10 protein-coding genes and 1 riboswitch are annotated in these 14,040 nt (G+C 60.1%); of the genes, 3 read left to right on the top strand and 7 right to left on the bottom strand.

The features are described from left to right. Positions 1-87 precede the first annotated feature (87 nt). Entirely contained in the window at positions 88-1,899 is a 1,812-nt protein-coding gene (locus tag J4E00_RS16730) for a T9SS type A sorting domain-containing protein (protein ID WP_208176337.1), read from the bottom strand. A 457-nt stretch (positions 1,900-2,356) separates the two neighbouring features. On the opposite strand from J4E00_RS16730, the gene J4E00_RS16725 reads away from it, so the two are divergent. Beyond that, positions 2,357-3,589 carry a YHYH protein gene (locus tag J4E00_RS16725; protein WP_208176336.1) on the top strand — a complete coding sequence of 411 codons (1,233 nt, stop codon included), beginning with the start codon at positions 2,357-2,359 and terminating at the stop codon, positions 3,587-3,589. Between the two features lie 209 nt (positions 3,590-3,798). On the opposite strand, the gene J4E00_RS29565 is transcribed toward J4E00_RS16725, so the two are convergent. Next, entirely contained in the window at positions 3,799-4,236 is a 438-nt protein-coding gene (locus J4E00_RS29565) for an HNH endonuclease (RefSeq protein ID WP_208176335.1), read from the bottom strand. Positions 4,237-4,490: 254 nt separating this feature from the next. Further along, complete coding sequence (locus J4E00_RS16715) at positions 4,491-5,918, bottom strand: D-alanyl-D-alanine carboxypeptidase (protein WP_208176334.1); 1,428 nt, start codon at positions 5,916-5,918, stop codon at positions 4,491-4,493. Between the two features lie 187 nt (positions 5,919-6,105). On the opposite strand from J4E00_RS16715, the gene J4E00_RS16710 reads away from it, so the two are divergent. Continuing rightward, complete coding sequence (locus tag J4E00_RS16710; RefSeq protein WP_208176333.1) at positions 6,106-7,212, top strand: NADH:flavin oxidoreductase; 1,107 nt, start codon at positions 6,106-6,108, stop codon at positions 7,210-7,212. A 112-nt stretch (positions 7,213-7,324) separates the two neighbouring features. Here the strand turns inward: J4E00_RS16710 and J4E00_RS16705 are convergent, their stop codons facing one another. From J4E00_RS16705 to J4E00_RS16690, 4 genes are all read right to left on the bottom strand, one after another. Then, entirely contained in the window at positions 7,325-8,245 is a 921-nt protein-coding gene (locus tag J4E00_RS16705) for a hypothetical protein (protein ID WP_208176332.1), read from the bottom strand. A gap of 160 nt (positions 8,246-8,405) precedes the next feature. Beyond that, positions 8,406-9,602, bottom strand: coding sequence for a trans-sulfuration enzyme family protein (locus J4E00_RS16700; RefSeq protein WP_208176331.1), 1,197 nt, complete (start codon positions 9,600-9,602; stop codon positions 8,406-8,408). Between the two features lie 143 nt (positions 9,603-9,745). After that, a riboswitch (SAM riboswitch) is annotated at positions 9,746-9,860 on the bottom strand. 142 nt (positions 9,861-10,002) lie between these two features. After that, complete coding sequence (locus tag J4E00_RS16695; protein WP_208176330.1) at positions 10,003-10,206, bottom strand: hypothetical protein; 204 nt, start codon at positions 10,204-10,206, stop codon at positions 10,003-10,005. 223 nt (positions 10,207-10,429) lie between these two features. After that, entirely contained in the window at positions 10,430-12,040 is a 1,611-nt protein-coding gene (locus J4E00_RS16690; protein WP_208176329.1) for a Na+/H+ antiporter, read from the bottom strand. A 251-nt stretch (positions 12,041-12,291) separates the two neighbouring features. Between J4E00_RS16690 and J4E00_RS16685 the strand changes: the two genes are divergently transcribed. After that, positions 12,292-13,938 carry a CTP synthase gene (locus tag J4E00_RS16685; RefSeq protein WP_208176328.1) on the top strand — a complete coding sequence of 549 codons (1,647 nt, stop codon included), beginning with the start codon at positions 12,292-12,294 and terminating at the stop codon, positions 13,936-13,938. Positions 13,939-14,040: the final 102 nt, after the last annotated feature.

Here is a 14,040-nt window from a genome sequence, read left to right as displayed (position 1 = left end):
GTTATTGAGGCTACAACTGCGTAAACAATCTGGCCCCAACCTTCCTTGCGGAGGCCGGGGCCAGATTGTGGGCATAAGCAATTCTGCTTATTGGCGGGTCACCTTGTGGCTGATGGTACCACTGGCGGTGGTCAGGCGCAGGACGTACACGCCGGCGGGCAGTTCGGGTAGGGCGACAAGGGCCTGCGGCGCGGCACTAAGAGTCAGTTTGCCAGTGTATACCGGACGGCCAGCGAGGCTCAGCAGGGTTATGGTAGCCGCCTGGGGCTCGAAGGCGCCGGGCAGGGCTACCGTAAGCTGGTTGGCGAAGGGGTTGGGGTAGGCCTCAAAGGTGGACGAGGTAGCGGCTACCGTGCGGCTCAGAACAACAACGGTCGAGTAAGTCAGGGAGCCGTCCAGGTCTACCTGGCGCAGGCGGTAGTAGCGGCGGGTGGCGCTTTGTGCAGCAGCCGAAGCATCGAGGTACTGGTAGGTGCGCGCCGAGGTGCTATTGCCCGCGGCAGCCAGCTCAGCCACAGCGGCAAAAGTGCTGCCATCGGCCGAAGCTTCTATCACAAAGCTTGCGCTTTTCACTTCCTGAGCAGTAGCCCAGCTCAACTGGTTGCCGGCGCTGGTGGCCTGGCCGGTGAAGGAGGTGAGCACCACTGGCAGCGGAGCGGTAAGGGTAGGCACGGAGGCCGACTGGGTTTGCTCGTAGCGGTAAATGCTGCCGTTGCCGTTGCCCACGTAGAGGTCGAGCAGGCCGTCGCCGTCGATGTCGGTAATGGCAGGGGCTGCGTAGCCGCCCATGCTGCTCGGGTTGGTACCCGAGCTACCCATGTTGATAACCGTGGCGGCAGTACCAGCCGTGCTGAGGTTGCCCACGGCGGTGAAGGTGGCAGCATCGCGGCCGCTCTGGGTGTAGAGCATGATATTCCCAGCCTTGTTGCCGAGCAGCATATCGAGGTAGCCGTCGCCGTTGTAATCGGTCAGCAGCGGCTTGTCCACGTCACCGGCATCGATGGTGGTACCGTCGGCCAGTTTCATTAGGCCCAGGGCGTTGAAGCCGGCGGTGGTGGAAGCGTTGGGAGTAGCTTGCTCGTAGCGTCGCAGGGTGCCGTCGTTGCTACCCACCAGAATGTCGAGCAGGCCGTCGTTGTCGAGGTCCGACACACCGGGGCGGGCGTAGGAGCCGCCGTTCGGTGCGCTGTTGGTAGCCGTGCCAAAGGGATTGGTGAAGAGCGTTGTTACGTTGAACTTCAGGGCGTCGGTACCCGTGGCGGCCACCTGCTCGTAGCGGAGCACGTTGCCGGTGTCCTCGCCCACAATCAGTTCCAGCAAGCCGTCGCCGTCGAGGTCGGCAATGGTGGGTTTGGCGAAGGAGCCCACATCGAGGGTGCTGCCGCTGGCGTTGAGCAGCAGCACGCCGGTGCCCAGCGCGGCCTGCCCCGCAGTGGTTTGCTCATACATCATAATGGTGCCGTCGCCCTGGCCCATCAGCAGGTCCACTTTGCCGTTGGCGTTGATGTCGCCAGCCGTGGGCGTCGAGTAGTTGCCAGTCGCGGTGCCGCCGGTCACGCTCGTGCTGATGTTGCTGTAGCTCACCGCCGACGACTGCCGGGTGATGCCCAGCTTGGTGCTGCTCAGCACCGTGCCGCTGGCCGTGGTGAGGCGCAGCTTGCCTGTAGCCGCCGCCGGCGGCACAACCACCGACACCGAAATGGCGCTGCTGGCGGTAACCCGCATCGTCAGGCCGTTCAGCTGCACCGATTTGAGCTGGCTCAGGGCGGTCCCAGTAATAATAACCGTGCTGCCCGCAGCGGCTGTGGTGGGGGTGAAAGAAACAATGGTTTGTGCCGAAACAACGGCGGGCAGGAACAGTGCGAAGCTGGCCAGCAGGGCCCGGCGAACGGAAGGCATAAAGCTGAAAGAGTAAGCAGAAATGAACATGGCTATTGAGCTGGATTAGTCGAGTAAGGTGCCTGCGGTGGCTGTTCCGATTTGGCGTTACAAAATTGGTATGCACGCCGAGCATCGTGTTTCCACAATCGTTTAACCTGGTCCATTCCTCGTCAAGCGGGGTCATTTCCCCAGCGAAAGAACAACCTCACCCGACAGAGAAAATATGCCCTCAGATAGCCTAAATGCGGTTTTTCAGAAAAATCCAGTACTAAAACCTGGTGTCTGAAGCAACGATTTACAAGCTTATGGCCCTGCTTTCGCCGTTGGGCGAGCCAAAGTGCCTGTTGGGCGATACATGCACCCTGGCAAGACTAATGCTCCTATATCTTTATTCTGCTTAGAACCTAAACAGCTCGCTTCAGCAATGCTCTCATCCTTTTTCACATCACTCACATTCACCCCCGACGCATTTAGTATGCAAAAATCCTTTTATTCCTTACTGCTGCTACTGCTGCCCGCCCTGGCCGGCGCCCAGGTCACACCCATCGTCAACAGCTGGGTGGTGAATACCACCGGGGCCACCGGCTACGCCGGCATTCCGACCAACGTGCAACGCGTACAGTACTCCACCGGCAACGTGTACATCACCTGCGCGAGTATTCCGAGCTACACGATTGGGCCAAGTTGGGGCAATAACCCCAACACTCCCTCAAACCAGAACTTCGTGTACAAAATCACCCGCACGCCTGTGCCCAATACGGGCACGGCCACGGCCACGCCCCTCGGCCACACCGGGGTGTGGAGCAACGGCGTGAGTATGTACAACGCTTGGGACGCCATGAGCTACACCAACGGCGGTGTGTGGCGCCAGAACGCCATCGTGGTGGAAGGGCCGGGGTTTGACTCCTGCCTGGGCCATCCCGCGGCTAACGGCGAGTACCACCACCACCTCAACCCCCGGTGCCTATACAACGACCACGACAGCTCTCGGCACTCCCCCATCATCGGCTATGCCCTCGACGGCTACCCCATCTACGGGGCCTATGGTTATGCCAACCCCACTACTCCTGGTGCTCTCAAAAGCATGCGCAGCTCGTACCGGACCCGCAACATCACCACTCGTACCACCCTGCCCAACGGCAGCACAGCCAGCCAGGTCGGCCCGGTCGTGAACGCGGCCAAGCCCATCGGATATTACCTGGAGGACTTTGAGTACGTGGCCGGCCGCGGCGATTTGGATGACCACAACGGCCGCTTTTGCGTGACGCCGGAGTATCCGATGGGTACCTATGCCTACTTCATTACCATCAACCGCTGGTACGAAGGAGCCTATCCCTACACCACCGGCCCCACCTACTACGGCGTAGTACCGGCCGGGGCAACTGGTCCTCAGTCGGGCCATGCCGTGGTGAATGAGCCCGTGACAACCTACGTGGTGACCGCTACGTTTGCCGCCGCCAATTTGGAGGTTAACATCTTTCCCAATCCTGTGAACACCACGCTCACCGTGGATGTGGCAAATGCCCTTCAGACGAACCTACGCGGCACGCTATACAATACGCTAGGCCAGCCCGTAACCGCAACGGCCGAGTTGCCCCCCTCAGTACCAACTAATTTTGACTTGTCGCGCCTGGCAGCCGGCATTTATTATCTGCGCGTCATGGGCAACGGAGTGACGGCCACACAGAAGGTGGTTGTGACACACTAAAAAGCGATTTATGCCATTGCCGAGCTGCTTTGCGGCTTGGCAACGGCATCAGAATGGAGACGTTAGCCAAAAGAAAAGGAGGTGTTGAACCAACCTTTTTTCTTTTGGCTAACGTCTCCGTTTTTCGTAGAATGAACCTGACCGCTTTATGCCAACAGCTTTAGCCCAACGGCTCACGGCATGAACAACCCATTATGGTGCTGCAAATACTACTTGGCTGGCTGGTCAGAGAGGAGTTTCGGCAGCATCTTCAGTGGCTTGCCATCGAATTGATAGTACTCCTTACCATTCTGGAATTCTTCTTTGATACGGCTACTAACCCGAATTATCCGGTCGTCGGCGGCGATGGTGAGGTAGTGGCGGTCTAAGAGCTTGTGTAAATCTGAACGCAGCAACAGGCCGTTGCCGAGCGAATCGGGACCTGCCTGAGAGAAAGGCTGAATATGGGCCGCTTCCAGCACCAACAGGGTTTTCTCACCTGAGATGGCACATTTTTTATCGTAGGCCTGCGTTACCAGCGCTTTAAACGCGCCCTGGCCAATACGCACTTTGGTCAGGGCTTCGCGGTAGATGCCCGGCGACTCCAGTACCAGCGAATCGGTGGCTAGCTCGTGTGTGAAAGCATCGTGGCGCTCACATTGGCCCACAGCTTATTGCCAGCACCAAACGCACAGCCGAACAAACCCTCCGCATCGAGTTGGACGAAGACGCCTGGGAACGGCTCTACGGCCTCCGCTCCCATCCAGCTGCGGCCGGGCCGGCGCGTGGCTATGCGCGTCATCAGCCAGTTTGGGGAGGAGAGTACGCGGGTACTAGAGCTGTAATATTTTTTCTGTCATACTGAGCACATCCAGTCATGCTAAGCACAGCGAAGGATGACAGCTGATTTCTAATCCTGCTTCTACAGCCGCTCCCGCACTTGGCGCAGCACCCGCTCCACCTCGTTGCGCATGTAGTAGCTGTCCACCACGTGGTTATTATTCATGAAAGTGAAGGCCACCAGCCGGCCGCTTTTGGTGCGCAGGTAGCCGCACGTGTTCAGGTTGTTACTGAGCGTGCCGGTTTTGCCCCACACCCACGGGCCGCTGGTGTCGTGGTAGCGCTTGCGCAGGGTGCCCTGGCCCCCGCCGGCCGCCAGCAGACTCAGCAAACGTTGCTCCGGCAGCTCCTGATGCAGCTTCAGCAGCAGTGCCGTGAGGGTGCGTGGGGTGATGAGGTTGAGGCGGGAGAGGCCCGAGCCATCTACCCAGTAAACCGGGTCGGGCAGGCCAGTGAGCAGTTTTTTGCGCGTGTAGCGGATGGCGCGACCGGTGCTGAGCGAGTCGCGGTAGCCGATTTTAGTGCTGCACATGAGCAGCAGCTGCTCGGCCAGGAAGTTGTCGCTCACGCGCAGCATGCGGCGGTAGAGCGAGTCGACGCGCAGGCCGTAGAGCGTGCGAATGGAGTCGCCTTGCGCGGGACGGGGCCGCCAGGCGGCGGCGCTGGTAGCGCGGCGCAGGGTGTCGCCCAGCAGCCGCAGCATCAGCCCGCGGCTGGTGACGAAGGGGGTTTCATCGACCCACTTTTTGGTGGTGGGCAGCACGTAGAAGCGGTTTTCGTGCGGGGCGCGGATGATGTGCACGTCCTTATCCAGGCCCGGCGTGAGCAGGGTGGCAGGAGCTGGCCCCACCAAGGGCGCGAAGAAGCGCGGCAGTACCCGCACCCGCGATTGCGGCGCCACGGCGGCTCCTTTGGCACCGCGCACTGGCGCGGGCGGTGTGGCGTAGAAGCGCACTGTGTGGCCGTAAATGGGAAACGCGCCACGCTCGGGCTGGAAGTAGTAGCCGTAGTCGTCCCAGGTCCAGCCGGGGCCGTAGGGCGTCACGCAGGCAATGTCGCAGTAGGCCAGCGTCTTTTCGGGCCGGTTCAGCAGGAAGCTGTAGGCGCGGCGGCTGGGCACGTCGCCGTGCAGCAGCGTGGGGTCGCCGGTGCCCTGGAAAAACAGGGTGTCGTGGCGGCTGAAGTAGCGCAGGCTGGGCAGCGAGTCGCCGAGCAGGTGCAGGCCGGCGTAGAAGCTGAACAGCTTCATGGTGCTGGCCGGGGTAAAGTATTTGGTATCCTGAAAGCCGTAGAAGGGCCGGGCGCTGTCGGCATAAGCGAGGCTCACGCCCACCTGGTGCCGCGCCAGGATGGGCGAGGCCGACAGGATGGAATCCAACCAGGGCAGTGGCTTGCCGGGCACGCCGATTTCGGCTACCACCGCCGGCTTCTCGGGGTTGGATTGGGCACAGGCCGGCAGTTGGGTGGCGCCGAGGATAAGTAATAAGACGAAATACAGGGGTCGTAGCATCGGCCGCAACTTACGCAGCAAACGGGGCTAGGGTGGCTTTTTAGCAGGAATTACTGCTTATGCAATAGGGATTTTTTAGCCCGTCATGCTTCGGCTCTGCTCAGCATGACGGGCTAAAAAATCAAAACCCACCGCTAACCGGTTGTTGTCGATTCTTCCTTTATCCGACAAAAGCAACCGCAGAACTATGTCCACTAACCCCCTTTTCGCGCCTTTTGCGCTGAAATCCCTGCAACTCAAAAACCGCATTGTCATGGCCCCCATGACCCGCTCCTTCTCGCCCAACGGGGTGCCGGGTGCCGACGTGGCCGCCTACTACCGCCGCCGGGCCGAGGGCCAGGTCGGCCTCATCCTCTCCGAAGGCACGGTGGTAGAGCGCCCGGCCTCGTCCAACGACCCTAACATCCCGCATTTCTACGGCGAGCAGGCCCTGGCCGGCTGGCAGCACGTCATCGACGAAGTGCACGCAGCCGGCGGCAAAATGGGCCCGCAGCTCTGGCACATGGGCGTGATGAGTGGCCACCGCTCCGGCTGGAAACCTACGGAAGCTTTCGAAGGCCCGTCCGGCCTACTAAAACCCGGTGAGGCCACCGGCAAGGCCATGACCGAAAACGACATCACCGACACCATTGCCGCCTTCGCCCGCGCCGCCGCCGACGCCCAGCGCCTCGGCTTCGACTGCCTGGAGTTACACGGGGCCCATGGCTACCTCATCGACCAGTTTTTCTGGGCCGGTATGAACGAGCGCACCGACCACTACGGCGGCCCCTCCCTCCCCGACCGTAGCCGCCTGGCCGTGGAGCTGGTGGAAGAAGTACGCCGCCACGTAGGCGAGGATTTCGTCATCAGCCTCCGTCTCTCGCAGTGGAAACAGCAGGACTACGCCGTGAAGCTAGCCCACACACCCCAAGAAATGGAAGCCTGGCTCCAGCCCCTGGCCGATGCCGGCGTGGACATTTTTCACTGCTCGCAGCGCCGCTTCTGGGAGCCTGAGTTCGAGAACGAAGGCTCAGATTTGAACTTCGCAGGCTGGGTGAAAAAGCTCACCGGCAAAACCACCATCACCGTGGGTTCAGTCGGCTTATCGGGCGAATTCCTGGCCGGTTTCGCAGGCGAAGCGTCCGAGCCCAGCGGCATCGAGGAGTTGCTGCGTCGCCTCGACCGCAACGAGTTCGACCTCGTGGCCGTGGGCCGCCAGCTGATTGTGGACCCGAATTGGGTAGAGAAAATTCAGCAAGGCCGCGCCGATGAGATGAAAGGTTTCAGCCGCGAGACCTTGGCGACACTGGTATAAACCGGCAGCTACTTTTAGCACCACTGATACGCAAAGAATCCCAGCCGCCCATCATTTAGGGTAGCTGGGATTCTTTGCTTTGGTAGCAGTAAGGCAGACTTCGTAGTCTGCGCTATACGCTCGGGTAGCTTTCCTGCGTGGCTACGGGCAAGGTACCGAAGCGCTTTTTTAACTCCTCGTACGCCACCGGTGAAATGGCCAGGTACTGCACCACCGTGTCCGTTGACTGCGTGGCTTTTCCTTTGTCGTCGATTTTGGTGGTGACGTTTTCCAAGGTCAGGTACTGGCAATTATGGTCGTTGGGGGCACGGTGCAGCTTGAGGCGGGCGAAGGGGTCTGTTTCTGATTGGGCCACGTACGGGGTGAGAGCGTGAAACTGGCCGGTTTCGAGGGCGGTGCGGGTCTGGGCCACATCCTGGGCAAAGCCAATGGGATGGGGCAGGGTTTCTTCGTCGGCCCACTCATTGGCCACCTCCGAAAAGGGCTCATCGGCCTGCGAGCGGGCCAGCAGGTAGGCCCCACCGAGAATAATCAGCAACTCAATCACCCAGATAATCCCCAGAAATACGCCTGAAGGCGTGGCCCCCTTCAGCGACCAAGTACCAGTTTCGTTGATTTTGCCAATGGCTTCCCACATCGTGCCTGGGTGCGTGAACACGTCGGCAAACAGGGCCGCGCTGAACGAAGTGCTGGTGTCGGCATCGCGCCCGGTGCCGGTGGCTTCGGCGTTGAACAGCAACGTCAGGTACACGCTCCACTCCAGATACACGGCCACCAGCCCCACTAGCAGGGCCAGCAGACCCACCCCAACGGGGCTGCGCAGCTTACCGGCACGGGCCAGCAGCATCAGCACTCCACCCAGTACCAGCCCAAAGCCCAGGCAGATAAAGACGTTGATGTACACAAAGGGGATGTACCAAATGGCATAGATGTAGACCAACGCCAAAAGAGCCGATGCCAGCACCCCGACCAGCAGAAACAGCAGCACGCCCCCAATGGGCATTTTATTGGAAGGTTTGTAATACAGACTCATCTAAAAAGTGAGGAAAGAGAAGGATAAAATCAGCCGCAAGAAACGACAAAGAATAAACCCAACCGCTATATCTGAACATGCCCACCAATGCATTTGGGCCAAAAAGCCGTCATGCCTCGGCTACGCTCGGCATGACGGCTTTTTGGCCCAAACGACCTTGTTACGCCAGCGCCCCCTCCGACTCTAGCACAGCCGGCGATTCCGCCGGCGCATTCAGGCTGTCCAGCGCCTGCGTCAAGTCGGCAATCAGGTCATCGGCCGCTTCCAGCCCGATGGACAGGCGCAGCAGGCTATCCGCAAAGCCGGCAGCGCGGCGCGTTTCGGCCGGGATGGCCGTGTGCGTCATAGAGGCGGAGTGACACACGAGACTCTTGCCGCCGCCCAGGCTCACGGCCAGCTTGAAGTATTGCAGGCGCGTGGCCAGCTGTGTGGCGGCTTCCACGGTATCGTCCTTCAGCACCAGCGCAACGATGCCGCCGAAGCCATCTGGCTGTTGCTGCTTGGCCAGGGCGTGGTTGGGGTGCGATTCCAGGCCGGGATAGTACACGGCGCTGATTTCGGGGCGGCTTTGCAGAAAGCGGGCCACCTTCAGGGCCGCGCTGCAGTGCTGGGCAATGCGCAGGTGCAGTGTTTCGAGCCCGCGAATAACCAGGAACGAATCGAACGGCCCGAGAATGGCGCCTGAGGCATTCTGGATGAACTGGATTTGGGCGCCCAGTTCGGGCGTGGCCGCTACCACAGCCCCGGCAATGAGGTCGGAGTGGCCGCCCAGGTACTTGGTGGCGCTGTGCACCACCAAATCAGCGCCCAGCAGAATGGGCTGTTGCAGCACGGGCGAGGCAAACGTATTATCGACGCACAGCCACGCCCCGGCGGCGTGCGCCAGCTCGGCCAGGCCGGCAATGTCGGAGATTTTAAGCGTGGGGTTGGAAGGCGTTTCCAGCCACACCAGCTTGGTGCGCTTGGTGATGGCGGCTTCCACCTCGGCCAGATTGGCGGTGTCGCAATACACGATGTCGATACCGAAGCGGCGGTACACGTGCTCAAACAGGCGGAAGGCCCCACCGTAGATGTCGTCGATGGCCACAATCTGGTCGCCAGTCGAAAGGAGCTTCAGCACGGCATCGATGGCGGCCATGCCGCTGGCGAAGGCATAAGCCGAATGGCCGTGTTCGAGGCCGGCCAGCAGCTGCTCCAGGGCGCTGCGGGTGGGGTTGGCGGTGCGGGAGTAGTCGAAGCCCTTGTGCACGCCCGGCGACTCCTGCACGAAGGTACAGGTCTGGTAAATCGGCACGGAGAGGGCACCGGTTAGCTCGTCGACGGGAAAGGACTGGATGAGGCGGGTGGAGGCTTGCATGAGGTATTTGGCGTTTTTGTGGTTGAGACGAAAACGCACCCGGTTACCTAAGCACTTACAAGATTTCTCACCGGAAGGGCATAAAAAAAGCCCTTCCGACAAGTCAGAAGAGCACCACCGCTGCAGACGGGAAGCATCTTTTCGACTTATCTTCTTCCAAACCGACCGAAGCCGACTTAGAACAGGATTTAGCACCTGGTATCTCTACTGGTTGCTAAGGCATCGCAGGGCCTGTCCCTCCGCCTTTCTTGATAAGTGCTCCGATTAGGGAGCGCGCTGCAAATATAGCGGCCGAATGAAACGGAGCAAGTAGCACGGCAAAAAATAATCAGCCCGGCATGCTTCGGCGGCACCTAGCATGACGGGCTGATAGTATTTCAGAAGCCCTGCTACCTTGAAACTACACTGCGCTCTTCGCAGGCTTCTGCCGCAGCGTGAGATGCAGGTGCTTGGGCAGCGCCTTGCCCCAGGTTCTATCGATAAACACTACATACAGCACCCCCAGTAGTGGTGCCAAAGAAATGGCTACCAGCAGGCGCAGGTGCCAGTATTGAGCCGGGCTCAAATGCCAGACTTGGGCGAGGTGCTTGATGAAATGTTCCATGATTGAATCTACGCATTATCAGATGGTTTTGTAACACGTAGCTCCAATATTATCGTTCGCCTTATTTCTTATAGCATTATGATTCCCCGCACGGAAACAGCCTTTAAATCATCAAAATACGCGTTTTGGCCTTCCAATAACCGACCTAAAATTCCTCGAATCGTTTGCGATAATTTATTGGCGGCGCGCCAGGGATTATGTATGCGGCCTAACGGCCCCCATTTTATCGCTCGATGTGTTTCACTTTGGCCTCGTCCAGGTCGAGTTGGGCTTCCTGCTGGCGCAGCACTTCATCGTCGAAGCTGTCGTGGTGGCGCAGGTGGGCCAGGGCCTCACGCTCCACATTCAGCACATCAAGCAGCACGAGGTGGTATTGGCGCAGGGCGTCGCGGCCGGCCTCGTTCACCTCCAGCGAATTGAGGGTGCGGGTGGTGAGGTTGATTTCGGTTTGCATGCGCTGCTGGAGGCGGGCAATGAGCTCATTGGACTCTGTTTCGGCGGCGTACTGGCGCTGAAGGTGCTTCACAGCGGCCGTGCGCAGGTGCAGACGCACGCCGGCTTCCTGTTCTTCGAGGGGCATACTATTGTCGCGGTCGGCCAGCTTGGTGAAGCGGATGATGGCCGGCAGCGTGAGTCCCTGCAGCACCAGCGTGACCAGAATCACCACGAAGGTGATGAACAGAATGAGGTTGCGCTGGGGGAATTGCAGGCCGTCGTTCGTCATCAGCGGCACCGACAGCGCCGAGGCCAGCGACACCACCCCGCGCATGCCCGCCCAGCCCAGCACCAGCGTGCCCTGCCAGCCGGGGCTGGGCTCGCTGTCCCGGACTTTCCTGCTCAAATAGCGCGGCACGAAAGCAGCCGGATACATCCACAGCAGGCGAATAACAATGACCAAGCCGCTCATCAGCAGGCCGTAAGTGATGGCCTGCTGCAGGGAATAATTACCCAGCCCTTCTACCGCAATGGGCAGTTGCAAACCAATGAGAATGAACACCAATCCGTTGAGCACGAAGCTCACGCTGGCCCACACGCTATTGGCCTGCAGGCGGGTATTGGCATCGAACACGCGGTGCGAGAGGTGCGAAAGCAGCAGCCCGCCGCTTACCACCGCCAGCACGCCTGAAAAGTGGAATTCTTCAGCCAGCAGGTACATCACGTAGGGCGCCATGAAGGTGAGCACCGTGTTGATGCTGGGCGTGGTGGGCAGGTACCGGTGCAGCAAAAAGAAGCCACAAGCCACCAGGATGCCCACCACCAGCCCCATGCCACTCACCACCACGAAGCTGGTGGCCGCCTCCTGCCAGACAAATACACCCGACGATACGGCCAGCAGCGCAAACCGGAACACAATGAGGCTGCTGGCATCGTTAATCAAACTCTCGCCCTCCAAAATGGCCGTCACCCGCCGGGGCACCTTCACGCCCCGCAGCACCGAGGTAGCCGCCACAGCATCGGGTGGCGAAATAATGCCGCCGAGCAGGAACCCCAGCCCCAGCGTGAACCCGGGAATAACCGCTCGGGCCACATACGCCACAATGCCCGACGTGAAGGCCACCAGCCCAAACGCCAGCAGCCCAATGGCTCGCCGCCAGCGCCAGAAGTCGTTCCAGGAGGTAGTCCAGGCCGCTTCGTAAAGCAGGGGTGGCAGGAAAATCAGGAAAATCAGGTCCGGTGCGATGGCAATGCGCGGCAGGCCCGGTACAAAACTCAGCCCCAGCCCGCCCAGCACTAGGAAAATGGGATAGGAAATATGCAGCTTCTGCGCCAGCATCACCAGCAGAAAAACGGCGAAGAGTAGTCCAAGAATGAGGAGTAAGCTTTCGTGCAGCATGAGGCAAAAAAGGGAAGCAGGAGGCATGCAAGGTAAAACAGAACCTTACCAGAACGTCGTGCAGAGCGCAGCAAAGCATCTTTACCTCGACACTAATTTCAGTCATCTTGACGAAGCGCTAAAGGTGCTTCGGTGTGCTCTGCATGACGTTCTTAAGCTTATGGCGGCGCCATTCATGTCACTCAAACCGACTCACTCTGCCCAGATTTTTTCCCGTTCCAACTCCAGATGCCGTACTTTTGACCCCCGTCATGCCCGAACGCCCAACCCCCTCCCCCTCCGCGTCGGCTGCGAAATTCATTTTCGTTACCGGCGGCGTCACTTCTTCACTCGGCAAAGGAATTGTTTCCGCCTCGCTGGCCAAGCTTTTGCAGGCCCGCGGGTTCCGAGTCACCATCCAGAAGTTCGACCCCTACATCAACATCGACCCCGGTACGCTGAACCCGTACGAGCACGGCGAGTGCTACGTGACCGATGACGGGGCCGAAACCGACCTCGACCTCGGCCATTACGAGCGGTTCCTGAACACGCCCACCTCGCAGGCCAACAACGTGACGACCGGCCGGATTTACGACCACGTCATCCGCCGCGAGCGCGAAGGTGCCTTCCTCGGCAAAACCGTGCAGGTAGTGCCCCACATCACCGACGAAATCAAGCGCCGCATGCTGCTGCTGGGCCAGAACGGCCAGTTCGACGTGGTCATCACCGAAATCGGCGGCTGCATCGGCGACATCGAGAGCCTGCCCTTCGTGGAGGCCGTGCGCCAGCTCCGCTGGGAGCTGCCCGAGTACGATTCGCTGGTGATTCACCTCACGCTGCTGCCCTACCTGAAGGCCGCTGGCGAGCTCAAAACCAAGCCCACCCAGCACTCGGTGCGCGACCTGCGCGAAGCCGGCCTGCAGCCCGACATCCTGGTGTGCCGCTCCGAGCACCCTATTCCGATGGAGATGCGCCGCAAAATTGCGCTGTTCTGCAACGTGAAAATCAACTCGGTTATCGAAAGCCTCGATGCCGACAGCATCTACTCGGTGCCGTTGCTCATGCGCAAAGAGGGCCTCGACGAGCGGGTTATCAAGCGCCTGAAGCTGACCGGTGGCGCCCAACACCCCGATTTGGAAGCCTGGAAAGACTTCCTCGGCAAGCTAAAAAACCCGACCGAGGAAGTAACCATCGCACTGGTAGGCAAGTATGTGGAGCTCCCCGACGCCTACAAGTCCATCAACGAAGCCTTCGTGCACGCCGGCGCTCAGAACGAGTGCAAGGTCACGCTCCGCAGCATTCAGTCTGACAACATCACCCACGAAAACGTGGCGGCCCTGCTGCACGGCTGCGATGGCGTGTTGGTAGCGCCTGGCTTCGGTGAGCGCGGCTTTGAGGGGAAAATTGCCGCCGTGAAGCACGTGCGGGAGAACAACATTCCGTTCTTCGGCATCTGCCTGGGCATGCAAGTGGCCGTGGTGGAATACGCCCGCAACGTGCTCGGCCTGCCCCACGCCAACTCTACCGAGATGGACGCCCTCACGCCCAACCCGGTGGTGGCCATGATGGAAGAGCAGAAAAACGTAACCCTGAAAGGCGGCACCATGCGCCTCGGGGCTTACGCCTGCGACCTGCGCCGCAACTCCCGCGCCGCCAAGGCTTACGGCAAAAACCACATCAGCGAGCGCCACCGCCACCGCTACGAGTTCAACAACCAGTACCTGGAGCAGTTTGAAGCCGCCGGCCTGCAAGCCACCGGCACCAACCCCGATACCGGCTTGGTCGAAGTAATCGAGTTGCCCACGCATCCTTGGTTCGTAGCTGGCCAGTTCCACCCCGAACTGAAAAGCACCGTGGAGCAGCCCCATCCGCTGTTCACCCGCTTTGTGCGGGCAGCCATCCAGCACCGCAAGGGCTGAAATCAGCGTCCAACATAAAAACTGACCTGCCCCGGTTCTTTGCTTTAAAGCAAAAGGGCCGGGGCATCGTTTACTTCCCTAATTCGGCGGTGAGCAGCGCAA

This window comes from Hymenobacter negativus (assembly GCF_017571495.1).
Lineage (GTDB): Bacteria > Bacteroidota > Bacteroidia > Cytophagales > Hymenobacteraceae > Hymenobacter > Hymenobacter negativus.
The sequence above is the reverse complement of the archived record's forward strand: the minus strand, read 5'-3'. Positions and strand labels throughout refer to the sequence as shown.

Excerpts from the sequence above, each read along its gene's own strand:
- J4E00_RS16730 (WP_208176337.1), bottom strand. The coding sequence starts at position 1,899 with ATGCCTTCCGTTCGCCGGGCCCTGCTGGCCAGCTTCGCACTGTTCCTG.
- J4E00_RS16725 (WP_208176336.1), top strand. The coding sequence starts at position 2,357 with ATGCAAAAATCCTTTTATTCCTTACTGCTGCTACTGCTGCCCGCCCTG.
- J4E00_RS16715 (WP_208176334.1), bottom strand. The coding sequence starts at position 5,918 with ATGCTACGACCCCTGTATTTCGTCTTATTACTTATCCTCGGCGCCACC.
- J4E00_RS16710 (WP_208176333.1), top strand. The coding sequence starts at position 6,106 with ATGTCCACTAACCCCCTTTTCGCGCCTTTTGCGCTGAAATCCCTGCAA.
- J4E00_RS16705 (WP_208176332.1), bottom strand. The coding sequence starts at position 8,245 with ATGAGTCTGTATTACAAACCTTCCAATAAAATGCCCATTGGGGGCGTG.
- J4E00_RS16700 (WP_208176331.1), bottom strand. The coding sequence starts at position 9,602 with ATGCAAGCCTCCACCCGCCTCATCCAGTCCTTTCCCGTCGACGAGCTA.
- J4E00_RS16695 (WP_208176330.1), bottom strand. The coding sequence starts at position 10,206 with ATGGAACATTTCATCAAGCACCTCGCCCAAGTCTGGCATTTGAGCCCG.
- J4E00_RS16690 (WP_208176329.1), bottom strand. The coding sequence starts at position 12,040 with ATGCTGCACGAAAGCTTACTCCTCATTCTTGGACTACTCTTCGCCGTT.
- J4E00_RS16685 (WP_208176328.1), top strand. The coding sequence starts at position 12,292 with ATGCCCGAACGCCCAACCCCCTCCCCCTCCGCGTCGGCTGCGAAATTC.